The organism is Desmospora activa DSM 45169, assembly GCF_003046315.1.
Taxonomy (GTDB): Bacteria; Bacillota; Bacilli; order Thermoactinomycetales; family DSM-45169; genus Desmospora; species Desmospora activa.
On sequence record NZ_PZZP01000002.1, the window covers coordinates 213,355 to 236,845 of the forward strand.

General features: G+C 49.4%; 23 protein-coding genes, 2 tRNA genes and 1 other RNA gene. 5 read left to right on the forward strand and 21 right to left on the reverse strand.

Features of this window, described 5'->3' with window-relative positions; translation table 11 throughout:
• Window positions 1-162 precede the first annotated feature (162 nt).
• On the forward strand, window positions 163-732 hold the full coding sequence (locus C8J48_RS14290) for a GNAT family N-acetyltransferase (RefSeq protein ID WP_107727931.1): 570 nt from the start codon (window positions 163-165) through the stop codon (window positions 730-732).
• A 415-nt stretch (window positions 733-1,147) separates the two neighbouring features.
• On the opposite strand, the gene C8J48_RS14295 is transcribed toward C8J48_RS14290, so the two are convergent.
• Window positions 1,148-1,516 (reverse strand): hypothetical protein, encoded by a 369-nt coding sequence (locus C8J48_RS14295; protein WP_107727932.1) that lies wholly within the window; start codon window positions 1,514-1,516, stop codon window positions 1,148-1,150.
• Between the two features lie 312 nt (window positions 1,517-1,828).
• Here C8J48_RS14295 and C8J48_RS14300 point away from each other — a divergent pair, with 312 nt between their 5' ends.
• A complete protein-coding gene (locus C8J48_RS14300) occupies window positions 1,829-2,197 on the forward strand; it encodes a hypothetical protein (protein WP_146160506.1) in 369 nt (122 codons plus the stop codon).
• A 39-nt stretch (window positions 2,198-2,236) separates the two neighbouring features.
• Here the strand turns inward: C8J48_RS14300 and C8J48_RS14305 are convergent.
• The 14 genes from C8J48_RS14305 to rpoN all read right to left on the reverse strand — a co-directional run bounded on the left by C8J48_RS14305 (window position 2,237) and on the right by rpoN (window position 17,014).
• A tRNA-Thr gene (locus C8J48_RS14305) sits at window positions 2,237-2,311 on the reverse strand.
• Between the two features lie 74 nt (window positions 2,312-2,385).
• Window positions 2,386-2,751: a transfer-messenger RNA gene (gene ssrA, locus C8J48_RS14310) on the reverse strand.
• Between the two features lie 339 nt (window positions 2,752-3,090).
• On the reverse strand, window positions 3,091-3,561 hold the full coding sequence (smpB, locus tag C8J48_RS14315; RefSeq protein WP_107727934.1) for an SsrA-binding protein SmpB: 471 nt from the start codon (window positions 3,559-3,561) through the stop codon (window positions 3,091-3,093).
• 75 nt (window positions 3,562-3,636) lie between these two features.
• Entirely contained in the window at window positions 3,637-5,910 is a 2,274-nt protein-coding gene (gene rnr / locus C8J48_RS14320; RefSeq protein WP_170105629.1) for a ribonuclease R, read from the reverse strand.
• A 22-nt stretch (window positions 5,911-5,932) separates the two neighbouring features.
• Window positions 5,933-6,727: an alpha/beta hydrolase gene (locus tag C8J48_RS14325; RefSeq protein ID WP_107727935.1), complete on the reverse strand. Its 795-nt coding sequence runs from the start codon at window positions 6,725-6,727 to the stop codon at window positions 5,933-5,935.
• 180 nt (window positions 6,728-6,907) lie between these two features.
• Entirely contained in the window at window positions 6,908-7,609 is a 702-nt protein-coding gene (locus C8J48_RS14330) for an alpha/beta hydrolase (protein ID WP_146160507.1), read from the reverse strand.
• A gap of 166 nt (window positions 7,610-7,775) precedes the next feature.
• Entirely contained in the window at window positions 7,776-8,006 is a 231-nt protein-coding gene (gene secG, locus C8J48_RS14335) for a preprotein translocase subunit SecG (RefSeq protein ID WP_107727937.1), read from the reverse strand.
• A gap of 466 nt (window positions 8,007-8,472) precedes the next feature.
• On the reverse strand, window positions 8,473-9,759 hold the full coding sequence (gene eno / locus C8J48_RS14340; protein WP_107727938.1) for a phosphopyruvate hydratase: 1,287 nt from the start codon (window positions 9,757-9,759) through the stop codon (window positions 8,473-8,475).
• A 24-nt stretch (window positions 9,760-9,783) separates the two neighbouring features.
• Complete coding sequence (gpmI, locus tag C8J48_RS14345) at window positions 9,784-11,322, reverse strand: 2,3-bisphosphoglycerate-independent phosphoglycerate mutase (protein WP_107727939.1); 1,539 nt, start codon at window positions 11,320-11,322, stop codon at window positions 9,784-9,786.
• On the reverse strand, window positions 11,319-12,086 hold the full coding sequence (gene tpiA / locus C8J48_RS14350) for a triose-phosphate isomerase (protein WP_107727940.1): 768 nt from the start codon (window positions 12,084-12,086) through the stop codon (window positions 11,319-11,321). The genes gpmI and tpiA overlap by 4 nt, the downstream gene beginning before the upstream one ends.
• Before the next feature lie 24 nt (window positions 12,087-12,110).
• The gene (locus tag C8J48_RS14355) at window positions 12,111-13,292 is read right to left on the reverse strand and encodes a phosphoglycerate kinase (protein WP_107727941.1); all 1,182 of its coding nucleotides are present in this window, start codon (window positions 13,290-13,292) and stop codon (window positions 12,111-12,113) included.
• Window positions 13,293-13,364: 72 nt separating this feature from the next.
• The gene (gap, locus tag C8J48_RS14360) at window positions 13,365-14,372 is read right to left on the reverse strand and encodes a type I glyceraldehyde-3-phosphate dehydrogenase (RefSeq protein ID WP_107727942.1); all 1,008 of its coding nucleotides are present in this window, start codon (window positions 14,370-14,372) and stop codon (window positions 13,365-13,367) included.
• 63 nt (window positions 14,373-14,435) lie between these two features.
• Window positions 14,436-15,455, reverse strand: coding sequence for a sugar-binding transcriptional regulator (locus C8J48_RS14365; protein WP_107728248.1), 1,020 nt, complete (start codon window positions 15,453-15,455; stop codon window positions 14,436-14,438).
• A gap of 206 nt (window positions 15,456-15,661) precedes the next feature.
• Entirely contained in the window at window positions 15,662-17,014 is a 1,353-nt protein-coding gene (gene rpoN, locus C8J48_RS14370) for an RNA polymerase factor sigma-54 (protein WP_107727943.1), read from the reverse strand.
• Between the two features lie 424 nt (window positions 17,015-17,438).
• On the opposite strand from rpoN, the gene C8J48_RS14375 reads away from it, so the two are divergent.
• Both C8J48_RS14375 and clpP read left to right on the forward strand, forming a co-directional pair.
• Window positions 17,439-17,513 (forward strand) — tRNA-Arg (locus tag C8J48_RS14375).
• Between the two features lie 136 nt (window positions 17,514-17,649).
• Window positions 17,650-18,237, forward strand: a complete 588-nt coding sequence (clpP, locus tag C8J48_RS14380) for an ATP-dependent Clp endopeptidase proteolytic subunit ClpP (protein ID WP_107727944.1) — start codon at window positions 17,650-17,652, stop codon at window positions 18,235-18,237.
• Window positions 18,238-18,355: 118 nt separating this feature from the next.
• Here the strand turns inward: clpP and C8J48_RS14385 are convergent, their stop codons facing one another.
• Window positions 18,356-18,949 (reverse strand): hypothetical protein, encoded by a 594-nt coding sequence (locus C8J48_RS14385; protein ID WP_146160508.1) that lies wholly within the window; start codon window positions 18,947-18,949, stop codon window positions 18,356-18,358.
• 167 nt (window positions 18,950-19,116) lie between these two features.
• Between C8J48_RS14385 and C8J48_RS14390 the strand changes: the two genes are divergently transcribed.
• Window positions 19,117-19,800 carry a hypothetical protein gene (locus C8J48_RS14390; protein ID WP_107727946.1) on the forward strand — a complete coding sequence of 228 codons (684 nt, stop codon included), beginning with the start codon at window positions 19,117-19,119 and terminating at the stop codon, window positions 19,798-19,800.
• Between the two features lie 226 nt (window positions 19,801-20,026).
• Here the strand turns inward: C8J48_RS14390 and C8J48_RS14395 are convergent, their stop codons facing one another.
• From C8J48_RS14395 to whiA, 5 genes are all read right to left on the reverse strand, one after another.
• Window positions 20,027-20,338: a hypothetical protein gene (locus tag C8J48_RS14395; protein ID WP_107727947.1), complete on the reverse strand. Its 312-nt coding sequence runs from the start codon at window positions 20,336-20,338 to the stop codon at window positions 20,027-20,029.
• A gap of 97 nt (window positions 20,339-20,435) precedes the next feature.
• Window positions 20,436-21,596 carry a cation:proton antiporter gene (locus C8J48_RS14400; RefSeq protein ID WP_245891236.1) on the reverse strand — a complete coding sequence of 387 codons (1,161 nt, stop codon included), beginning with the start codon at window positions 21,594-21,596 and terminating at the stop codon, window positions 20,436-20,438.
• 4 nt (window positions 21,597-21,600) lie between these two features.
• Entirely contained in the window at window positions 21,601-22,092 is a 492-nt protein-coding gene (locus C8J48_RS14405; protein ID WP_211316655.1) for a cation:proton antiporter regulatory subunit, read from the reverse strand.
• Window positions 22,093-22,225: 133 nt separating this feature from the next.
• The gene (locus tag C8J48_RS14410; protein ID WP_107727948.1) at window positions 22,226-22,486 is read right to left on the reverse strand and encodes an HPr family phosphocarrier protein; all 261 of its coding nucleotides are present in this window, start codon (window positions 22,484-22,486) and stop codon (window positions 22,226-22,228) included.
• Between the two features lie 58 nt (window positions 22,487-22,544).
• Window positions 22,545-23,483 carry a DNA-binding protein WhiA gene (whiA, locus tag C8J48_RS14415; protein WP_107727949.1) on the reverse strand — a complete coding sequence of 313 codons (939 nt, stop codon included), beginning with the start codon at window positions 23,481-23,483 and terminating at the stop codon, window positions 22,545-22,547.
• Window positions 23,484-23,491 lie beyond the last annotated feature (8 nt).

Below are 23,491 nucleotides of genomic sequence, written 5' to 3' on the forward strand. Positions count from 1 at the left end.
CACTGAACAAGCCTTGGGTACCCCTAGTTGAGAAGAAATGTCACTTCTTGCTTGAAACTAAACTAAGTGCTAAAATTAGCCTAGTTTTCTTCACCATCAACCCATTTCCATCACGCTAACATCGTAATTGTTCCACAATTCCAAGATAAAGGGTGGCACTTGATGAGAATAGAAGGAGAAAATATTGTTCTTCGTTATTTAAATGAATCCGATTCAGCAGAACTGCTTGAGCTGGAATTACGAAATAGAGACTTTTTTAAGCATTACCTGTATACCGTTGATGAATCGTATTACACCATCGAACATCAACGTAAAATAATCGTCGATGCACAACAGCAATCGGAACAAGATCAAAAATATATATTTGGCGTTTTTCTGAAAGAGACGGAGCAGTTGATTGGCAAAGTGATACTGGCGGGAGTTGCTCGCGGTAGCCTACAGAGTTGCAGTCTCGGTTATTACTTGGATCAAGCTCAGAACGGCAAAGGCTATACAACCGAGGCCGTCCGGTTAGCGGTAAAAGTCGCTTTTGAGGAATTACAGTTACATCGGATCGAGGCCAGGATTATGCCGAAAAACATCGGCTCAATACGGGTAATTGAAAAACTGGGCTTCCAGAAAGAAGGACACTGCCGCAAAGATGCCTACATTAACGGCAAGTGGGAAGACCATTTGGCTTTTGGCCTGTTAGCGGAAGATTATGTACCTGCGAACCAAAAGGCTCCCCTTTAAGGGATGAACTATGGATGTTTTTGAACCCTTGCTCAGATGCATCGAAACTCAACCCTCCAAGAAAGTTGCACTGCTGATAAACGACGCCATCATTACCCCTAAAGGGCAGGTGTGTTCAGTGCATACGAGATGACAGCGGAGGAGTGAGTCAAATAAACCGCTATGACTGTGATTGGATACTTTCTTTATACGAACCAGAAGCGAAATCATTCTACAATCGGATTGGCCAACCGTATATCGCCATCTATGCCAAGTTGATGGGTTCCATCTAAGTCAGCTCTGCTTCAATTTGAAGGGAGCTGGATCCCTATGTTTAGGTGGCGAAAACTACCCCGATGAATTGGACGATCCTCGACTGGAAAAGGATACCCGCCATTTTTCCCTTATTTGCTTCGGTGATCCATCGAATGGAATCTCACTGCGAGTACATTTTCTGCTCCAACGCGGAGCGCTCGTGCAGATTGGTAGGGGCACTTAACACTTCCCTTGAAATCCCACGCTCTCGGATCAACCGATCCACCGTTTCCAGGGCCTCATCCTCGATAATAGCGTTATACCAAATCTCTTTGGAGCTACCATCGTTGAAATGCAACGTGTAATACTTATAATCGTCCCCTTTATGACGCGGCCGAAACTCAAGCGTTACCTTTTCTACCTGATCCAGGGAAACACTGCTTGAACTCCACTGCAAAAAATCGGAACTTACGATTTCATCATGGGTGACGAGCAAATAATTATTAAAAGATAAGACCGTCACAATAACAAATATGGGCTGAAAAAACAAATGAACCCACCCTAACGCCTTTAAGGAACCCCAATCTTTCTTCCACACACTCCGAATTGTGTAATATCCTAATATAATCCAGACAATGCTTGCAATGAGAAAAAATGTACCCCCAAAATCACCTCAATCATCTTTAGAAGAAGGATTTAAACGACCAAACCTTCCGGCTTCTCCCCCACCTCATATTTCACGTCCACCAGGGTATCTTTTCAAGAAAGTAGTGAGTCATTTTGATGTAGGGGGAAATATGACAAAAAGGATATTGATGAGGTTGAAAGACAGATCGAGAACACTGAAGAAAAAGAAAAGATGGTGAACCGGGTTAAAGAATTGAAGAAAGAATTGGAGAAAATACAGACAAGAAAACGCAAATTCCAAATGATGTATGTAGATGATCTGATATCAAAAGAGGATTATGTTGAACGTACGCAAGAAATGGCTCTAGACGAACGGAATATCAAAGCAACATTAAATGAAATCGTAATACCCGGTGATGAAGACATTCAATATCGAGAGGAACTTAACAGAATGCTTACGGAGTTCCAAAGCATATACAGATCGCTAAGCGTTGGGGAACAAAAAACAATGGTACAAGAAATCATTCGGGAAATGACGTTAAACGCCTACAAAGACAGCCCCAGACAACGACCGGATATTGAAGTCAATATCGAATATAAATAAAGAAGAACAGAGGAATCTCCGTTCTTCTTTATACGTAAATGGTGCTGGTGAAGGGAATTGAACCCCCGACCTACGCATTACGAGTGCGTTGCTCTACCCCTGAGCTACACCAGCGTAAAGCATTACATACTTCTTTTATGACATTCGGTCTGCCAACTGAGCTACATCAGCGCGGGTATGTTTTTGTTTGGTGGAGGCGAGCGGAGTCGAACCGCTGTCCGAAGACATCGCCACGCCAGATTCTCCGAGCGCAGTCACCGTATTGAGAATTCGTTCATCGGACTGCCCGGTGACAGGCGTTCCGGAGAACTAGCCATCTAAAGTTCGCCTCACGGTCGACGGCAGGTCGATCGGCTAGCCCGCTAATAGTTGAGACCCAAACCCGCCACACGGGCGATGGAGAGCCGGATCCTGGCCAGCTTTATTAAGCAGCCAGAGCGTAGTTTTCTTGTTTGCCAGTTACATTTAGGCAATCCGCGTTTTTAACGAAGGACGCAGCCCCACGGCTCGCTACTAACGCTCGAACTGTCTCCGTCGAATCCCAAAACGCCCCCAGGATTGACAAGATATTATAAGCGTCAACGAAAATTATTATACCAAAATGGGAACGAGAAGTAAACAGGAAATTTTGTTACTATGCCACGAGACGACAGTCATAGCCAAGGCCAGTGGGACAGCGGTGGCTAAAGTGCGTTGTGGTAGAGCTAAACCCTACAACTTCTGCCTAAGCCCGCCTTCCCACAGAATCGTTCACCAGGGGTTAGTGGCTTCATACGTCAAGCTCTCATGCGGAGTGTACCCGTTTTCACCGGCTAAGCAAAATCCTATAGCAGGCAAATTCAGCTATCCCTCGTGGCCTAAGTAAAGTAAAGTTAGATGAAGAAACATTCCTATCAACCACGCATCCGTTCTTTTAGTTGGCGGCGGATTTCCCGGTCTGCATCCCGTTTGGCGACGGCCTGCCGCTTGTCATGCAGCTTTTTCCCTTTGGCCAGCGCCAGTTGAATCTTGGCAAAGCCGTTTTTCAGATGGAGATCCAAGGGCACCAAGGTATAACCTTTTTGTTGGGTTAAGCCGATCAGCTTGGAAATCTCCCGTTTGTGTAGAAGCAGCTTGCGCGTACGGGTGGGATCGTGATTAAAGCGGTTCCCTTGCTCAAAGGGGCTGATATGCATATTGAGCAGAAACACTTCCCCTTTGTTAATCTGGGCGTAGCTATCTTTTAAATTGACCCGTCCTTGCCGGATCGATTTAATCTCCGTCCCTGTGAGCACGATGCCGGCCTCAAATGTATCCTCGACATGGTACTCATGCAGGGCTTTTTTATTGCGTGCCATCACTTTGACACCTTTTTTGCCGGACATCGGCTCACCCCCGTTTGTTGAAAGATAAGCACCTTTTACTATACCAACAAACGGGGGATGAGGTCAATTATATTTTTACTTCCTTTTATTGCGCCTTTTTCTTGGCTTCCGTTTGGACTTTCCTTCTTTGCCGTCGGTCGCTTTCGCTTTTCGGCGCACAGGTGCCTTTTCGCTCTTCGCCTCATTTGCCTTCGCGGAAACGGCTTTACGACGGCGGCGGCTTCGGACCGGTTTTTTTGCACCATCCTCTTCCACCAGTTCAAAATCAACTTTACGTTCATCCAGGTGAACGCCTGTAATCTTAATTGTGACCTCGTCACCGATACTGTATCGCTTCCCGGTACGCTCACCGGACATGGAATAGGTAGCTTCATCAAAATGATAATAATCGTCGGTCATATAGCTGACATGTACCATACCCTCGACGGTGTTATCCAACTCGACAAACATGCCGAAGGAGGTCACACTGCTGATAATCCCCGCAAAGGTTTCCCCTACTTTGTCCTGCATAAACTCCGCTTTTTTGAGATCATTGGTTTCCCGCTCTGCATCGATGGCCAACCGTTCCCGTTCCGAGGAATGTTTGGCCGCATCGGGCAGCCACTCGTTCCACTCCGATTTGCGGTCATGGGGCATTTCTTCCCCTTTCTCAAAGGTTTCCCGAATGATGCGATGAATAACCAAATCGGGATAGCGACGGATCGGAGAAGTAAAATGGGAATAAAACGGAGCAGCTAAGCCAAAGTGCCCAAGGCAATCAGGGGAATAGCGCGCCTGTTGCATCGAACGCAACATCACGGTGCTGATCACCGTCTCTTCCGGTTTTCCCTTTACTTTTTCCAGCAAACGCTGGAGGACTCGGGGTTTAATATCCCTTGCACTCCCTTTGGCCGTATAGCCAAACAGGGTGATAAACTCAAAAAAGGTTTGTAGCTTATCGGGATCGGGATGTTCATGGATCCGATATAAAAAGGGAAGTTTCGCCTTGTAAAAATGTTCGGAGACGGTTTCATTGGCAGCCAGCATAAACTCTTCGATCAACATCTCGGCGACGGTGCGAGGCCGTTTAACAATATCAATCGGCTTACCATGCTCATCGACGATAATTTTAGCCTCGGCAAAATCAAAATCGATCGCGCCACGGTGGAAACGGCGTTGCCGTAAAATCTCCGACAACTCACCCATCAAGCGGAAATCCTCCACCAAAGGTTGGTAGCGTTCAATCAAGGCTTGATCCTCATCCAGCAGGATCTTTTTTACATCGCTGTAGGTCATTCGCTCATCGGTACGGATTACGCTGGGATAAATGTCATGCCGCACCACATTTCCTTTTCCGTCCATCTCCATATCGCAGGTGAGGGTAAGCCGGTCCACGTGAGGATTAAGGCTACAGATGCCGTTGGAGAGACGTTGCGGCAACATGGGAATGACACGATCCACCAGGTAGACACTAGTGCCCCGCTCATACGCTTCCCGGTCAAGGACACTGCCTGCTTTAACATAATAACTGACATCGGCAATATGAACCCCAAGGCGAACATTGCCGTTTTCCAATCGCTCCACCGAGACGGCGTCATCCAGATCTTTGGCATCTTCCCCATCGATGGTAACCATACGCCGCTGGCGCAGATCGCGCCGATTTTTGATCTCCTCTTCGGTGATGGCGTCCGGCACCGCTTCCGCTTCCGCCAACACATCCGAAGGAAACGACTCAGGCAGATGGTATTTACGAATCACGGACAGGATATCCACTCCGGGATCGTCTTTGTGGCCCAAAACCTCCAGCACTTTTCCTTCTGCACTTTTGCGATCTTGGGGATATTGGACGATCTCCACCACTACTTTATCCCCTTCTTCCGCTTCACCCTTTGCCTCTTTGGGGATAAAGATATCATTGGGTAGGCGCTTATCATCGGCTACCACAAATCCGTAATGCTTAGAATCGGTATAGGTGCCAACAACTTGGGTGCGACCCCGTTTTACGATACGCACCACTTCCCCTTCCGGACGGCGCCCATCCTTTTTATGATGATGAATGCGGGCCAGAACCGTATCCGAATCCATGGCGCCATTCATATCATTGCCATGGATAAAGACATCAAAATCATAGGGCATACCCACATCAGGGATGACAAAACCAAACCCTTTGGCATTGCCCTGCAACCGCCCCCGCACTAGGTTGAGCCGCTCCGGAACGCCATAGCGGTCGGTACGTGTTTTAACGACCTTCCCCTCTTCCTCCAAGCGGCGCAGAAGCGCTTTAAACACATCCTGCTCAGAGGACCATTCCAATTGGAAGGTTTGTAGCAACTCCTCCACTGTCAATGGTTTATACGCTTTTTTCAGCATAAAATCAATCAGTTCTTTCTCGTCAATCACAGGTAAACTCCTTTCCTTCTTTAGAAACACCCCTCTTACCCGTTGCAATCACCCGGCTAACAAAGTTATGGATATCCTGAAATAACCGCTCCCGCTCCTTGTCAAGGGTGATGATATGGCTAGACTTCTCATACCAATGGATTTCCTTGTCCGCAGAGGCAATCGTCTCATAAATGAAAGAAGCGCTGCGAGGGATCACGGTTTCATCTTGCTTCCCCTGCACGATCAAAGCAGGCACTTTCACTTCATGCAATCGCTTGCGCATATAACGGATTAGCTGAATCAAGTTGGCAATGCTTTTCAAAGGGGTGCGATCATAAGGGACGATATGTTGTTCAATATGGGGCGGCTTTTCTCCGCCACGCTTGTGATAGGGCATCACCCAGCGCACAGTACCGGCAAATGAGGCGCGCTTATCCTGGAGCCAGATGGGAGCGCTCAGCGACGTCACTCCGTCCAATTTTTCCTCCCGAGCTAGGTTGAGCGCCAATATTCCACCCATAGAAAGTCCCACTGCCACCACTCGCTCACATCCTTCTGCCCGTAATCGCTGATACGCATCCCGCACCGCATTCCACCAATCGGGCCAAGTCGTGTTTGCCAGTTCTTCTGGCGTTGTACCGTGCCCCGGCAACAGCGGCGCATGTACCGTATACCCCTGTTGTCTCAAGGCCTCCCCCAATGGACGTAACTCCGATGGCGTGCCGGTAAAACCGTGGATCAATAAAATCCCCGTGGTGCTGCCCGGATAAAAAAAAGGTTCGGGGGAACGGCGCTGAATCTTCATGATGCTTGGCCTCCAATATCGGCAATCCCATAAACAAAAGGGACGCTACTTTCAGTGTGTACGAAAGCTTATGCCGGTAATCACCCAACGGTAAATGGATTGCCTTAAGGTTATCACAGAGGGGTTTGAAAACAAACCACCGAAATGTCGATCCAAAATGGACTGAATGAGGAAGATTTGCTACTCCTTTGGTTCCATAAATGATAAGAATGCGGTTATTTCCTGAAAAACCCGCTCCTGTTCTGGCCCCGTACAGATGATGTGACGAGATTGATGGAGAATCACCAACTTTTTCTCCTGGGATGCAATCTGATTGTATATTTCTTGCGCTCCTTTGGGGTGAGCAATATCATCTTTCCCCCCTTGGATCAGCAAAGTCGGTTTGTTGATGCGGCTATAAACCGGTTTGGCTACACGCAAGAGTTGGTGAATCTCATTGATCGAACGGACCGGAGCCTGAGAGAAGCGGCGTAAATATTCACGCAAATGGGAGCCGGAAGATGCATTTGTCCTCATGCGCCTTTTTACCGCACCCGCCACCCCGGAAATCAACTCCGGCGGGTTAGGAAAGACAAGGGGAGAAATTAAGACCAAACGTTTAATGCAGTCATGCCGCTCAGACAGCATCGCTGCAATCAACGCTCCCATCGAAAAACCGATCACAGTAATATCGGAACTGATTCGGTTTAACTCCGATAAGTGGCTTTCAGCGCTGCCTACCCAATTTTCCCAGGTCGCATCACGCATTGGTTTCCTGCCCCCTTGATGTCCCGCCAATACCGGACACCGTACCCAACCGCCTTCGGCCTTCATCTGAAGCGGCAATTCTCCAAAGTCATCCGGGGAACCGGCAAACCCATGTAACAACAAATACCCCTTCATCTTCGTGCCCCTTTCATGATCTTGAAACACATAAAAAAACAGCCGGGCTTCCCCCGCTGTTCTTTGTGTTTGCAAAGGTACGTCCGTGTATCCACGGCTCCATCGCCACGAAACACGGAGGATATCGGTATCCGATATGCATTTTCCATCATGGTTATAGGATCAATCAGATAAAATAACCGGCCCAAAGCGTGAGAATCATAAACAAAACGGCCAATGCAACGGTGATCTTGTTTAGCAGGGCGTCAATGCCACGGGCCTTCGTTTTGCCCATCAATTGCTCGGCACCACCGCCGATCGCTCCGGACAAACCGGCACTGCGACCCGTTTGTAACAATACGACAACGATCAGTCCCAAACTCACAATCGCAAGCATAATATCTACGGCGATTTGCATAACAGCAATCACCTCCATCAAGGATAAGGGTAACTTTAATTAGTAGGGCCGTTTTAGATTTTATGTTAAAGGGTGCAAGATGACAATTTCACAAATGTTACTCTACCATAACTCATCTTCATGATCAAGAAAAAAGTGGATATGTCGCTTAAAGGATAAAAACCGCCGACGAAAGCCGGCGGCAGAATGGTGACAAAACCCATACATTTGAAAGGTGGGTCGGTTTCCATTGAAACGACATTGGGTCCGACAATCCAGCGGAGTGTCCGAAGGTCTCGACCGTTTGCGGCCACATGCTTTTTTCTTTGGCTGCTGATCGGGACCGGAGGACACGAAGCGGAAATCTCTACATCCGCGGGAGGACCACCCGAAGGGAAACGGAAACGAAACTTCGACCTCCGCCTCCCCAAAATGGGTTTATGAAAAGCCTCAAACCGACCAAAATCGGCGGTCCGGCTGCTATCGCTTATCCCTGCAAGTTGTAGAAGGTTTTTACACCGGGGTATTGAGCTGATTGACCCAGCTCTTCCTCGATACGCAACAATTGATTGTATTTGGCGACGCGATCCGTACGGGAGGGGGCTCCGGTCTTGATTTGGCCAGCGCCGGTGGCAACAGCGATATCAGCGATGGTGGTATCTTCCGTTTCGCCGGAACGATGGGAAATCACAGCGGTGTAACCCGCTTTTTTCGCCATTTCCACTGCATCGAAGGTTTCGGTCAAGGTTCCGATCTGATTCACTTTGACGAGAATGGAGTTACCGACTCCTTTGCTGATCCCATCGGAGAGACGAGCGGTATTGGTGACAAACAGATCGTCTCCCACCAGCTGCACATGGTCACCCAAGCGCTCCGTCAACAGCTTCCAGCCGTCCCAATCATCTTCCGACAACCCATCCTCAATCGAGATAATGGGGTATTTCTGCACCAATTCTTCATAATACGAAACCATTTCCGCAGATGATTTGGTGACGCCTTCCCCTTCCAAACGGTAGGAACCATCACGATACAGTTCTGTTGCGGCGACATCTAAGGCCAGTTTAATATCCTCGCCCGGTTTGTATCCGGCCCGCTCAATCGCCGTCACAATGGTGGATAGCGCTTCTTCGTTGGAGGAGAGATCCGGAGCGAAGCCGCCTTCATCACCGACGGAGGTGGATAAGCCTTTTTCTTTTAGCACCGCTTTTAAGCTGTGGAATACTTCCGTTCCCATCCGCAGCCCTTCACGAAAATCGGAAGCGCCTACCGGCATCACCATAAATTCCTGGATGTCGACGTTGTTATCGGCATGCTCCCCGCCGTTGAGGATGTTCATCATGGGAACGGGCAATGTTTTGGAGTTAACTCCGCCCAAGTAGGTGTACAAAGGAATATTGAGGGCTTCTGCCGCCGCCCGGGCAACAGCCATGGAAACGCCTAAAATGGCGTTGGCGCCTAAGTTTCCTTTATTCGGGGTTCCATCTAGCTCGATCAGAGTCTGATCAATCCCCACTTGGTCCAATGCGTCCATTCCCTCCAACTGAGGGGCGATCGCTTCATTTACATTTTGAACCGCTTTTAATACGCCTTTACCCAGATAACGCTCTTTGTCCTCATCCCGCAGCTCCACCGCTTCATGCGCACCAGTGGATGCACCGGAAGGGACGATCGCCCGGCCTATAGCACCGGATAGCAGGATCACTTCCACTTCAACGGTGGGATTGCCTCGAGAGTCCAACACTTCCCGCGCAAAAACGTCTTGGATGATGGTCATTTTTATTTCCTCCCTTGGATGGTGTTACTTTTGTATCAATGAACGACCGCTCATGTCAGCAGGTTGTTCCAACCCTAAGAGTGTGAGCAACGTGGGAGCCACATCTGCCAAAATGCCGCCTTCCCGCAAATGGATTGTGGGGTCGGTGACGATGCAAGGAACCGGGTAGGTGGTATGTGCGGTAAAGGGACGGTCGTTCTCGTCACGGACCTTATCAGCATTACCATGATCGGCGATAATGACGGCTGTACCGCCCTGTGCTTCGATGGCGTCCACGACTCTGCCCAAACAATCATCCACCGTTTCCACCGCCCGGATGGTGGGTTCCAATAAGCCGGAGTGGCCGACCATATCCGGGTTGGCAAAGTTTAAGACGATTGTATCGAAGGTTCCTGCCTCAATCTGTTGCACCAGTGCATCGGTTACTTCATAGGCGCTCATTTCCGGCTTTAAATCATAGGTAGCCACCTTGGGAGAGGGGATCAAGATGCGCTCTTCCCCGGGAAAAGGCTTTTCCCGACCACCGTTGAAGAAGAAGGTAACATGGGGATATTTCTCCGTCTCGGCGATGCGAAGCTGTTTTAGTCCATTTTGGGCGATCACTTCACCGTAGGTATTGTCTAAATTGGTCGGTTTATAAGCGACATACCCATCCACCGATTCACTAAACTTGGTCAGGCACACATAGTAGAGATCCTGGGGCCGTCGCTCGCCACGGTCAAATCCACGAAAATCGTCATTGGTAAAGGCCAATGAGATTTGGATGGCCCGATCCGGGCGAAAGTTATAGAAGATCACAGCGTCCCCGCTTTTGATTGAACCGACGGGAGCGTCCTTCTCATCGACAATCACCGTAGGCATTACAAATTCATCGTAGACGCTTTTTTCATAGGATTCTTGTACCGCTTCTACCGGGTCGCGATAACGGGGCCCTTCACTGTAAACCATGGCGCGATACGCCTTTTCTGTCCGCTCCCAGCGTTGATCCCGATCCATCGCATAATAGCGTCCCTGGACAGTGGCGATTCTGCCGATACCGATCTCGTTCATCTTTTCCGTCAGCTGTTGGATATAGCCAACACCGGAATCCGGCGAAACATCCCGTCCATCTAAGAAGGCGTGAACACAGACATCCTCCACCCCCTCTTTGGCCGCTAGCTCTAAGAGGGCAAAAAGATGATCGATATGGCTGTGCACCCCTCCATCCGACAGCAATCCGTACAGGTGAAGGGTGCTGCCCCTCTCTTTCACATGCTGAATCGCACCAAGGAAGGTTTCGTTCTGGAAAAAGGCTCCTTCCGTGATCGCCTTGCTCACCCGGGTGAGATCCTGATACACAATCCGCCCGGAACCGATATTGAGATGACCCACTTCGGAGTTGCCCATCTGTCCTTCCGGCAATCCCACCGCTTCACCGGAGGCTTGGAGGATAGTATGGGGATATCGTTCCCACAATTGGTCAAAACGAGGCTTATGGGCTTGAGTGACAGCATTTCCTTGGGTTTCTTCCCGTAAGGCAAAACCGTCCAAAATGATCAGAGCGACCGGTTTTTTACGGCTCATCGCCCATTCCCCCGCCGAACAGCGGCATCCACCAGTTGACTGAAGGATTCCGGATCGAGACTAGCCCCCCCGACCAAGGCACCGTCAATATCGTCTTTCTCAAGTAACGCATCGATATTGGCCGGTTTTACACTGCCGCCATAGAGAATGCGTACCTGATTGGCCACCTGCTGATCAAACTGATCCGCCAAGGTGCGCCGGACAAAGGCAATCACATTTTGGGCATCATCTGCGGTGGCGGAACGGCCGGTCCCAATCGCCCATACTGGTTCATAGGCGACGATCACCCGTGTCATCTTCGTGGAGGAAAGTCCTCGTACCGCTTCAACCACTTGAGTTCGTACCACTTCTTGCGTCCGTTCCGCTTCCCGTTCCTCGATCGTCTCCCCTACGCACAGAATCGGGATCAGATCATGGGTCAAAGCGGCTTTCACCTTATTTCGTACCGCTTCATCCGTTTCGCCGAAGAGCGCCCGCCGCTCGGAATGGCCGACGATGACATAAGGAATACCCGCTTCCTGCAGCATAGCGGGGCTTATTTCGCCGGTAAAGGCCCCTTCTTTTTCCCAATGCATATTTTGCGCTCCGATGCCGACGGCGGAATCTTTAGCCGCCTCCACTAAAGCCGGTAGCGTCAAATACGGTCCACACAAAACAGTTTCCACTCCGTCTGCCTCTTTGGCACGAAACCCTTCCACATAATCCAGTGCTTCCGCAATCGTTTTATACATTTTCCAGTTACCTGCAATTACTGGTGTACGCATGCAATCACCCACTGTTTTTCAATCTCATTTATCGTTTAAAGCAGCAACGCCGGGGAGTGTTTTTCCTTCCATCAATTCCAATGAGGCACCGCCACCGGTTGAAATATGATCCACCTGCTCTGCCAATCCCGCTTTGGCGATGGCTGCCGCCGAATCTCCTCCCCCGATGATGGAAAGAGCGTCGGAATCAGCGATTGCCTGGGCGATGGCAAAGGTGCCTTCGGCAAAGCGATCAAATTCAAACACACCTAAGGGACCGTTCCAGATGACCAGCTTTGAGTCGGCGATCACTTGGGCAAAGCGTTTCCGAGTTTGTGGTCCAATATCCAACCCCTGCAATTCAGCCGGGATGGCATCTACTGAAACCGTCTCCGCCCGGGCATCGGGGGAAAATTCAGCCGTTACGACGACATCTTCAGGGAGCAGCAGTTGCACGCCTTTTTCCTCCGCCTTTTGCATAAAGGTTTGCGCCAGTTCTATTTTGTCCGGCTCCAGCAAGGATTGCCCGATCTCCAACCCTTTTGCTTTGAGGAAAGTATAGGATAAGCCGCCACCGATTAAAAGGTTATCCACCTTATCCAGCAAATTTTCGATAACGCCAATCTTATCTTTCACCTTGGCTCCACCGATAATCGCCGTAAAGGGGCGCTCCGGATTTTCCAACGCACGTCCCAATGTGGAAAGTTCCTTCTCCATCAGAAAGCCTGCTACCGCAGGAACATATTGAGCGATGCCTGCAGTGGAAGCATGAGCCCGGTGAGCGGCGCCAAAGGCGTCATTGACATACAAATCGGCAAGCTGGGCAAACGCCTGAGCCAAGCCGGGGTCGTTCCCTTCTTCACCGGGATAAAAGCGGACGTTTTCCAACAGAAGCACATCCCCTTCCTGCAAATGTGCCACCTGCTCTTCCACCGCTTCTCCCACTGCTTCCGTCGCTTGTCGTACCGGTTGTCCCAACAATTGCGACAGCCGCTCTGCCACCGGAGCCAATCGCAACTCTTCCACCACTTGCCCCTTGGGGCGGCCTAAGTGGCTAGCCAAGATCACTTTAGCGCCTCGCTGCGACAAATCCCGAATGGTGGGCAGCGCCGCCCGAATCCGGTTATCGTCAGTGATGCGCCCGTCTGTTAGGGGAACGTTGAAGTCGACACGGCAAAATACACGTCTCGCCTTCACATCCACATCTCGGATCGACTGTTTGTTCATCGGTCTTCGTCCCTCCTCGGCATGAGAAAGAGGAGAGTGTCCTCCCCTCTCACCTTCCTCTATATTCTAGACTTAGAGACCCTTCTTGGCAATGTGACCGATGAGGTCGACAACGCGGTTGGAGAAGCCCCACTCGTTGTCATACCAGGAGATCACTTTTACCATGTTGCCATCTTGAATCATGGTGGAAAGGCCATCCACGATCGAGCTGTGGCTATCTCCGTTATAATCCTTGGACACCAGCGGCTCATCGGAGAAGCCCATCACACCTTTGTGGCTGCCTTCTGCCGCCTGGCGCAGCGCGTCATTAATTTCATCCACAGTTACTTCTTGATCCAACTCAGCTACAAAATCGACCACGGACACGTTGGAAGTAGGAACGCGCATCGAGAAGCCGTTCAGCTTCCCACTCAGTTCCGGCAACACTTTGGAAACAGCCTTGGCGGCTCCGGTCGTAGTGGGAATGATTGATTCAGCCGCAGCACGAGCCCGGCGCAGATCTTTATGAGGCAGATCCAGCAGTTGCTGATCGTTGGTATAGGAGTGAACCGTTGTCATCAAACCGCGACGGACGCCAAACTTCTCATGTAGCACTTTGACGACGGGAGCGAGACAGTTGGTGGTGCAGGATGCGTTGGAAATGACATGATGAGAAGCCGGATCGTATTTGTCGTGGTTGACCCCCATTACCACCGTCAGATCTTCATTGCTAGCGGGTGCGGAGATGATCACTTTTTTGGCACCGGCTTGGCGATGTTTATCCGCATCTTCTTTCTTGGTGAAGCGCCCGGTTGACTCCACTACTACTTCTACCCCCAGTTCACCCCAGGGCAATTGGGCTGGGTCCCGTTCAGCCAGTACTTTTACTTCACGGCCGTCCACGATCAAGCCGTTTGCCGTCACCTCGACGGAAGCATCCAATTTGCCATGGATCGAATCGTATTTCAACAGATGTGCCAAGGTGTTGGCGTCCGTTAAGTCGTTGATCGCCACCACTTCTACATCGGGGTTGTTTAGTGCAATCCGAAAAACTGCACGACCAATTCGTCCAAAACCGTTAATGCCAATCTTCGTTGCCATTCTTATCCCTCCAAATTCTAAGTTGATCAAAACCGTCCCTCGCGGGATCGGGTTTTACCAATTTCAATGTGCTAAGATGGCGCGGGCAGCCGCCTCATCGGTGATAAGCGTATCCCTGCCCACGACCGGACAGATCGCAGCGACCGCTTCCGCTTTGCTGCTGCCGCCAGCTACAGCCACTGTATACTCCACTCGGTCCAAATCGCTGACATGGAGACCGATACTACGCCCACGGTATACAATTTTCCCTTGTCGGTTGAAATAGTATCCAAATGCTTCTCCGACGGCACCCTCTCGTTCCAACTGTTGCAACAGGGAGGGTGTCGATTTGCGGCGGGTGGCCATCGCCCTCGCATCCCCGATACCGTGTACCACGATACGAGCGGATCGCACTAATTCCAGCACTTCTTGGATGTGCGGTTCCCGTACCAATGTCTCATAAGCATCATCACTCAACTGGTCCGGGACATGCATTAAGCGGTATTGCCCGCCTGATTTTTGCGCCATCAGGGAAGCGATGTAGTTTGCCTCCAGTTCCACCGCCTCACCCAAACCACCACGGGCCGGAACAAACGTCGTCTCTTTCAATCCAGGCGAAGCCGTGATCATATTCGCCACCGCCGCTACCGTCGTTCCACCGGCAACCGCAATCACCTGCTTCGGACGGGCCAGCTGCTTTAACAGGCGGGCTCCAGCGCGACCCATCTCCTGTTTCACCCAATCGGATCGATCTGCATCACCGGGTACAATCACCACTCGCTTTAACCCCAGATGGGAACACAGCTGCTTTTCCAGCTCCGTTAAACCGAACAGATCTTTAATCAGAGGCTCCATCTCCACAACCAAATCCATACCGGTAGCGGTTAGTTGCATCCCTACCGATTCAATGCGGATCAGCCCCTGTTCTTGCAAGAACTCTACTTCACTTCGCAAAATCCGTTCCGTATAGCCCAAGGCAGAAGCGAGACTGCGTCGTCCGACCGGTTGCATCAACTGAAGATGGCGCAAAATCTCATAACGATTGCGCATCGTATCCAGCAGATCGGGAAGGAGTTGACTTTGCATCTCTAATATCTTTTTCATGTTATCCCCCGGGACTAAAAATGTCCCATGTAGCAAAATACGTCCCATACAGACCAAAAAAAGAGGAAGCTCACTTCCACCTTGATTGTAGCGAATCAAATTCTGTTTGACAAGAAGCAGATATCAGATTGACGACAAAGTGGGCTCAAGGCTCGATTTTTGTCTTCCCTTCAGTTTGTCAGCAGCCTCTGATATCTTCTTTTACTCTAATCGGAATAGCGACGGCGGACTTGGGAGGAGGGAAACCCCAACTCTTCTCTGTACTTTGCCACCGTTCGCCGTGAAATGCGCACACCTTCGCCTTGAAGCACATCGGCGATCTGTTGATCGGAAAAAGGTTGTATTTTCCGTTCCCTCTCAATCATACGTGCAATGTTATCTTTAACACTTTGAGCGGAAACATTCGTCCCTTGTGCCGTAGATACCCCTGATGGAAAAAAATAACGAAAAGGGAGTAAGCCGCGGGGGGTTTGCATATATTTCTGCTGAGTCGCTCGACTTACCGTCGATTCGTGCAAACCGAGGAAATCGGCGATTTGTCTCAATGTGAGCGGCTTTAGGCGGGAAATCCCGTGATTAAAAAATTCCTGTTGCTCATCCACAATCGTTTGCGCCACCCGACGCAGGGTTTGCCGTCGTTGCTCCACGCTTTTTACCAACCATAAAGCCGCTTGCCACTGACGCTTGATATAAGGTAAAGCTTGCTGCGCTTCTTCATCCTGTCGCCGCAAAAAATGTTCATAATGCGTATTGATACCTAGGCGGGGCATGCCCCCTTCATTTACCGTCACCCGATACGAACCGTTTACAGCCTCTACAATCACATCCGGCCGGATATAATGGGAATCAACGCCTCCAAAGGCGAGTCCGGGACGGGGATCCAAAGTTTTAATGCAATCGGCGGCTTGTTGAACCGACACCAGATCACATCCGATTACTTTCGCCACCTGTCGGTGCCTACCGGCAGCAATATCCTGTAAATGATTCTCCGTTATGGTTAAAGCAATGGGATCAGGGTCCGGTTTTCGAAGCAATTGTAGGCGTAGACATTCCGACAGCGACCGCGCTCCCACACCGGCAGGATCCATCGATTGCAACACGCCTAAACAGGCTTGAAACTGGTCAATCCCGACATTAAAGCGCTTACATATTTGTACGGCATCCAACCCCAAATAACCGTGTTCATCCAAATTGCCGATCAAATAGGAAACAATACGCTCCGTTTGTTGATCTACGTTCATGAGCCGGAGCTGACTTTCCAAACCTTCCGCCAGTGTTTCCTCTCTCGCCGGGGCTTCCCATTGACGATCCTCATCATCCCGCCGAATAGGTGCTCTGGAGACCGTTCCACTTCGCCAATAATCGGTCCAAGCTAGTATCTCCTCTCCACCGCCTCCCTCCACTTCCAAAACGGGATTTTCCAAGGCTTGTTCCTGTAAAAATTGAACCAATTCGGTGGCGGAATACTGCAACACTTGGATTGCCTGACGTAACTCTGGTGTCATTGCTAGTTTCATCCGCTGGTCTTGAATTAAGCCAAAGCCCATCGATAATGCCATTGTTCCGTCACCTCCGCGTGATCCATTATATGTGTCGTCGGTTCCATTTGATGCCGCCGATATCAGCCATAAAATCAGATGGATGACAAAGTGGACCCGGGTCCCGATTTTCGTCTTCCCTTCAGTTTGTCAGCAGCCTCAAACCGCTTTTTCTTTTTGGGAGATGATTAGGGATTAAGTTGGAAGGGAAGAAATAGACAAGGAATCTTGAACAGGCTAAACAGTTTAAGTAGGAGTCCATTCGGTGCATGATACGAGCGCCCTCCTTTTTTATTTTAGCATAAACCCATATCCGAGTGGGGTATCTTGTAACGTACACAATATAGCTGATGGTTGTCATTTTTTCCAGGGATTGCGCCAAAAACATCCTTGCATTTCACGGTGAAATTCGATATACTAGTCTTTGTCTCCAGATACACAACAAGCGCCTATAGCTCAGGGGATAGAGCACTGGTCTCCGGAACCAGGTGCCCAGGTTCGAATCCTGGTAGGCGCACCAAGGAAAACATGACAGCCAACTGGTTGTCATGTTTTTTATTTGCTATTCATCCTGACCTATCTTGACCTTTGCTGACCATTTGGGTTATGATGGAATTGGATAATGAAGAGTCCACCTGATCGAGGAGGAGCCAAAAATGAATTTAATTCCCTATGTGGTTGAACAGACCAATCGCGGTGAACGTTCCTATGACATCTATTCCCGTTTGTTAAAAGATCGTATTATTTTCCTCGGCAGTGAGATCAATGATGTCGTTGCCAACACCATCGTCGCTCAACTTCTATTTTTGCAAACGGAAGACCCCAATAAAGACATTCAGCTGTATATCAACTCTCCCGGCGGTTCCATCTCAGCCGGATTCGCCATCTATGATACGATGCAACACGTCAAGTGTGACATCCAGACGATCTGCATCGGAATGGCCGCTTCCATGGGTGCCTTTCTCCTCTCTTCCGGCACAAAGGGAAAACGGCTAGCCTTGCCCAACAGCGAAGTTATGATCCATCAACCCTTAGGTGGAGCACAGGGACAAGCGACCGACATCGAAATCAGTGCCAAACGAATTCTGCGTATGCGGGACCGTTTAAACCAACTGCTGTCGGACCAGACTGGTCAGCCGCTGAAAAAAATTCAACAGGACACGGATCGCGACCATTTTATGACCGCGGAACAAGCGAAGGATTACGGTTTAATCGACAATATCGTGCTCCATCAAGGAAAGTGAGTTAGGAACAACTTTTTGACTACAAAAGAAAAGTGTATCTACTGCACTCACATACAAGCTAGTCTAGCCCTTCATAAATGAAGGGCTTTTTTAATAAAAATAAAGGAGTGATCAAACTCTACTTTTGCCCTTTCGCTTCTTTCCAGGCATCCGTCAACATTTTATGAAACGTGACACCGCCCTCGGACTCCAGAATCTCCACCTTCATCTGCTGACCGCCGTCATACTGGATCAAAATCACATCGACGATTTCACCCCAATCTTCCCGCTCGTGGTGTTTGATTTTATTCACTTTTTCCAGGGGAACGTCCGTTATGCGCCCCTGTCGCTGGTAACGAAGAGCTTGTTCGGTCAACACCGCCACTTCTGATCGATCCTCATATTTATCGTAATAAGCTAAAAGCGTCTCCCCATCCTGTACCAATCCTTCGTCTTCGACAAAGGCCAACGCGTCATCGCTCATCTCATTGGGAGCCAACACCCCCCAGTCGCCGCCCCAATCCTCATCCACCATCGCATCAAAATCCTGAAATGATTGGCTAAATGAATCCGTGATAACGGAAAAGTACATCACAAACAGCACAACGGAAACGACACACAACAATAGGACAAATCCGCCGCAACCAATCAGCCAGGGAAGGGCGCTGCGCTCCTTGGGCATATTGTTTTCCACGCTACTCTCTCCTTTGATGGTACCCGATATTCTCTTCATACGGAGCTGCCGCCCCTTTGCTCCAGGAAGCTATAGTTTATTCGCCAATTACCGACGCCAATCCTCTTCCACTGCTGATATTTCATCCTCAACTCACATTGTCAGATTGCCCCGATTATGATACGCTGTTAACGGGTATGATGGGCGAGCGGAGGAGGATCATTTCATTGAGAACTGCCGTTTGGACCGCTCTCATCTGCCTGCTGACTTTTGCGGCAAGCCCGATCGCCTTCGCCGAAACTTCAGATTCTGATTCCCTTTCCCTTGAAGGTACTTATTCCACGCAAGACGGTAAACACATCATCGAAGTAACCCTGCCCCAAGCAGAGCAACCGACAGGCAATTGGGTCGTCACCCTGAACGGAAGTGATGAACAAGCTTCCCCGGAAGGGACAAGCCTCGATCAGTTCACCACCCAGTACGATGACTTGGTGGAAGGTCGCAACTATCAGGTTATTGCCGTTTTTTACGGTAAAGACGGTAAGACACCCGTTGACCTGAATACTTGCTTTGAATTTAAAGCGAACGCGGCTGATGATGCGAGTGAACCGGTTGTATTGAAAGACTGCGGGCTTGGTGGCGGTAATCTGGATGAGACGGATGCCGTAGAGGTTGATACGACGGAATCCCACTCAACTGGATCAAAGGATACAGCGCCGGGAGACGAAGATTCTGAATTGGAAGAATCGGGAATCCTAAGCAATATGATGAGTGGCACCACCGTTCAACAAGGTGGCCCAATGCCGGAAACATCCATCAGCTCTCTGAGCTGGTTTGCATGGGGCGGTCATCTCATGTTGGTGGGCTGTGCGCTCTTAGGATTTCGTAGCCCTCGCCAAGACCTGTCCTAATCACATCCATTTTCGGGAAAGGGAGAGGAGAGATCGGCGGGCGTCATGCCGCTTCAAACCCTTGATTCAATCATTAAGACACGTAAACACTCAAATTTCTACCGAAAAATTTACGCCCATCCACCCAGACAGGCCTTACTAGGCCTGTCTTTTCCGCATATATACGGCCATTTCAACGGCAGGAAGCGGCCATCACACTCACAGAAAGATCCCTTAATCTGCGACATTAAGGACGGTAATTGTCTTCACATTCTTTGGTCTCAACGTCGTAGGAAACCTCAAATGTAACGGTAGGTTCCTCTTTGGCAAAAGCGACGGCATCCACACGCTTGGAACAGCTGGCACCAAATCCCGTACACCCTCGCTTTAGTTCCGTCACTTCAAACTCTTGATTGTATTTATCGTGCAGATATTCTTCCATGCTTTTCTCCGTCTCTTCCCAATCGATCTCGGGAAGGATTAACTCAGAAAAACTACAGCCGGGGAGTACTACCATAACCAATAAAAGCACTATCCACAACTGTTTTCTCGTCAGCATGATGATTCCTCCTTTCTCCCACAGTTTGCTCTCGTCCATGTTTTAAAACCAGTATCCACCTCGTGATGGGTGGATACTGGAGTCTGCTTGATATCCGTCAAGTTCGGGCCATTTTTTTCTTTTTGCCAAATAAAGCCTTGGTAATGCGTGGAGCAGTCAGAAACAGCACCATCCCTACCACAGCAGAAAACAGAATAAACATCCCGCTAAACAGTTGCAGCGAACCAGTAGCCAAGGCGGCGATAATAATCGAAAACTCACCCCGTTGGGTAAAAGAGAGACCTGCGCGTACCGATTGACGGGTGGTTAAGCCATATAGCTTTCCCCCGATCACCCCTGTTAAGATTTTGCCGATAATGGACCACAACAACAGCACCACTAACAGCCCTACCATTGGAATGCCTTCAAAAATATCCAGCTTTGATCCAAAATACACGAAGAATAGCGGTAAAAACAAATCCCGGATTGGAATCATCATATGCTCCAATTCCTCTGTTTTGCGTGTTTCCGCCAACATGATTCCCGCCAAAAATGCCCCGAGTACTTCGGACAGGTCCAAATACAAGGCCAGACCGCCATAAGCCAAGGAGATCCCCACCATCAACAAGATGAAGAAATCTTGGCCGATATACCGTTCCACAAAGCCTCCCAAACGGGAAAACAAAAACCGCCCCAGTAGAATCGCCACTACAAACAACAAGCCCACCTTAAGGAATAAATATCCAAAATCACCACCGCTCAAACCGCCGGTTGTCATCATCCCTACCAAGATGACGATTAAAATGGGAGCGACAATATCTTCAAAAATCAGCAGCGCCAACATAAACTCCGAATCATCGTTGGCAAACCGCTTCATTCCCTCCAACAGTTTAGCGGTGATGGAGGAACTGGTGGCATAGACGACACCGCCAAGAAGCAGCGACGAGATCAAATCCATGCCCATCAGATAGACGATCACAATCGTAATACCACAGTTTAGGAAAAGATCCAATAATCCCGCTGGCCATACTTTGATCGCAATATTGGCCAATCGCTGCATCGGGAATTCCATCCCTAAAACAAAAAAGAGAAGAATAATACCAATCTCACCGGCCAGCGCCAACTCTTTATTCCCTGCAAGCATACCGGCCAGTGCAATACCCAACAGCAGATAGAGTACGATCCCGGGAAGCCTCAGCTTTGACCCTACATAGCCCAGGATAAACAAGGCGCATAAAATCAATCCCGCTCCCAATATAAAAGGCATGTCCAATTGCAAGGAGTTATTCCTCCTCTCCGCGGCAGAAAGCCTCAAAGGAAACCACTTGTTCGTTGGCACCCGCCACCATCAGCGTATCTCCGGCACGAAGCTCGGTATCTGCTGGTGGGCTGACAATGGTATCCTCTCCGCGGATGATGCCTAAGATCGTTACACCTGTCCGTTTGCGAATTTGCCCCTCGGCAATTGTTTTCCCACTAAAGGGAGACACCGGCGACAGTGTCACCCATTCCAGCACCATTTTTTTGCGGAACAGTTTCATCCGATCCATATCCACCGTCTGGTAAGCAGCTCCCAACAGTTGGGCGCCCAATTGGCGTGTCTCTTCTCCCGTTAAGTCCATGGTGAACTCTGGATCTTCTTCATCCAAATCCGCAAAGAAATACAGTTCACGCTTACCGGTGTGATGAATCACAAGCACGATTTTTTGATCCTCGGCAGTGATAAAAGAGACTTTTTTGCCGATTCCCGGCAAATCACCCACTCTGATATCCAATTGACACTCTCCTCTATTGATTGTTGAACCCAAACTCTCCCCTATTTTAAACGTTTGCACTAAAGAAAAAAAGGAGAGGACAATGCCTCTTAACTAAAAAAACCGCGCCCTTATGGACACGGTTTTTGCTCATTTATACTTCTTCTTTGGAAACGATCGCCGCCAAGGCTTCTACCGCATTGGCCGCATCATCGCCTTCAGCGGAGATGACGATTTCTGTTCCTTTGGCAACGGCCAAACTCATGATTCCCATAATGCTTTTGGCATTCACTTTTTTATTCTCTTTGCTAACAAAAACTTCTGCGGAGAATTTATTGGCTTCCTGCACAAACAAAGCAGCGGGGCGCGCATGCAAACCCGCTTTCAAATTGACCGTCACCTGTTTTTCTGCCATATCGATCCCTCCAGATCATAATATTAATTTTTATGGAAACTTGGACAAGCCAAGTGTGTTAACATGTGTTGGCTTTCAGCTTGGACGCCATCTCATCCAGTTTGCGCAGCCGGTGGTTAATAGCCGACTTTCCCACTTTTTTGGTTGGAAGAAGCTGCCCCAGCTCTGTCAGGGAAACATCGGGATACCGCAGTCGCGCTTCCGCCACTTCCCGTAACCGGTTCGGCAATTGCTCCAATCCGATTTCCCGCTCAATCAAGCGGATATTTTCCACTTGCCGCATCGCCGCCTGGATCGTTTTATTTAAATTGGCGGTTTCACAATTGACCAGACGATTAACCGAATTGCGCATATCCTTCATAATGCGCACGTCTTCGAACTGAAACAGCGATTGATGGGCTCCGATAATATTGAGGAATTCGCCGATTTTGTCTCCCTCTTTCAGATAGACGACAAATCCCTTTTTACGCTCGAGCCATTTGGCATGGAGGTGGTAGCGGTTCATCAAGTCGCACAGCGCCTGGCTATGATCTTGATAAGTAGAGACAATCTCCAAGTGATAAGATGCACTATCGGGATTATTGACGGAGCCGCTGGCTAGAAAAGCACCGCGCAAGTAGGAACGACGGCAGCATTCTTTTTCCAGGAGCGAAGGATGAATCCCGTCGACCCGTTTCATCCCTTTTTCTAAAATGGATAAGTCTTGTAAAATCCGGTCGGCATCCACCACAATCCGCACCACATAAGTATTATTCTTTTTTAGCCTCACTTTTTTGCGGACCAAGACTTCCGGTTGCAGGCCATATAATTGTTTGACCAGGCTGTAGGTACGACGGGCGATCGCGTTGTTTTCGGTCGCGACGTCTAAGCGAAAGTCTCCGTTCCCCAATTGAATCGAACCGTTCATGCGAACCAATGCCGACAATTCGGCCCGTTGGCAACACGGCTCCGTCTCAATACGGGTTAATTCTTGTTTGGTAGTGGAAGCAAAGGACATGTGACATC

Excerpts from the sequence above, each read along its gene's own strand:
- C8J48_RS14290 (WP_107727931.1), top strand. The coding sequence starts at position 163 with ATGAGAATAGAAGGAGAAAATATTGTTCTTCGTTATTTAAATGAATCC.
- smpB (WP_107727934.1), bottom strand. The coding sequence starts at position 3,561 with ATGTCCGGCAAAAAAGGTGTCAAAGTGATGGCACGCAATAAAAAAGCC.
- rnr (WP_170105629.1), bottom strand. The coding sequence starts at position 5,910 with ATGCTGAAAAAAGCGTATAAACCATTGACAGTGGAGGAGTTGCTACAA.
- C8J48_RS14325 (WP_107727935.1), bottom strand. The coding sequence starts at position 6,727 with ATGAAGATTCAGCGCCGTTCCCCCGAACCTTTTTTTTATCCGGGCAGC.
- C8J48_RS14330 (WP_146160507.1), bottom strand. The coding sequence starts at position 7,609 with ATGAAGGGGTATTTGTTGTTACATGGGTTTGCCGGTTCCCCGGATGAC.
- secG (WP_107727937.1), bottom strand. The coding sequence starts at position 8,006 with ATGCAAATCGCCGTAGATATTATGCTTGCGATTGTGAGTTTGGGACTG.
- eno (WP_107727938.1), bottom strand. The coding sequence starts at position 9,759 with ATGACCATCATCCAAGACGTTTTTGCGCGGGAAGTGTTGGACTCTCGA.
- gpmI (WP_107727939.1), bottom strand. The coding sequence starts at position 11,322 with ATGAGCCGTAAAAAACCGGTCGCTCTGATCATTTTGGACGGTTTTGCC.
- tpiA (WP_107727940.1), bottom strand. The coding sequence starts at position 12,086 with ATGCGTACACCAGTAATTGCAGGTAACTGGAAAATGTATAAAACGATT.
- C8J48_RS14355 (WP_107727941.1), bottom strand. The coding sequence starts at position 13,292 with ATGAACAAACAGTCGATCCGAGATGTGGATGTGAAGGCGAGACGTGTA.
- gap (WP_107727942.1), bottom strand. The coding sequence starts at position 14,372 with ATGGCAACGAAGATTGGCATTAACGGTTTTGGACGAATTGGTCGTGCA.
- C8J48_RS14365 (WP_107728248.1), bottom strand. The coding sequence starts at position 15,455 with ATGAAAAAGATATTAGAGATGCAAAGTCAACTCCTTCCCGATCTGCTG.
- rpoN (WP_107727943.1), bottom strand. The coding sequence starts at position 17,014 with ATGGCATTATCGATGGGCTTTGGCTTAATTCAAGACCAGCGGATGAAA.
- clpP (WP_107727944.1), top strand. The coding sequence starts at position 17,650 with ATGAATTTAATTCCCTATGTGGTTGAACAGACCAATCGCGGTGAACGT.
- C8J48_RS14385 (WP_146160508.1), bottom strand. The coding sequence starts at position 18,949 with ATGAAGAGAATATCGGGTACCATCAAAGGAGAGAGTAGCGTGGAAAAC.
- C8J48_RS14395 (WP_107727947.1), bottom strand. The coding sequence starts at position 20,338 with ATGCTGACGAGAAAACAGTTGTGGATAGTGCTTTTATTGGTTATGGTA.
- C8J48_RS14410 (WP_107727948.1), bottom strand. The coding sequence starts at position 22,486 with ATGGCAGAAAAACAGGTGACGGTCAATTTGAAAGCGGGTTTGCATGCG.
- whiA (WP_107727949.1), bottom strand. The coding sequence starts at position 23,483 with ATGTCCTTTGCTTCCACTACCAAACAAGAATTAACCCGTATTGAGACG.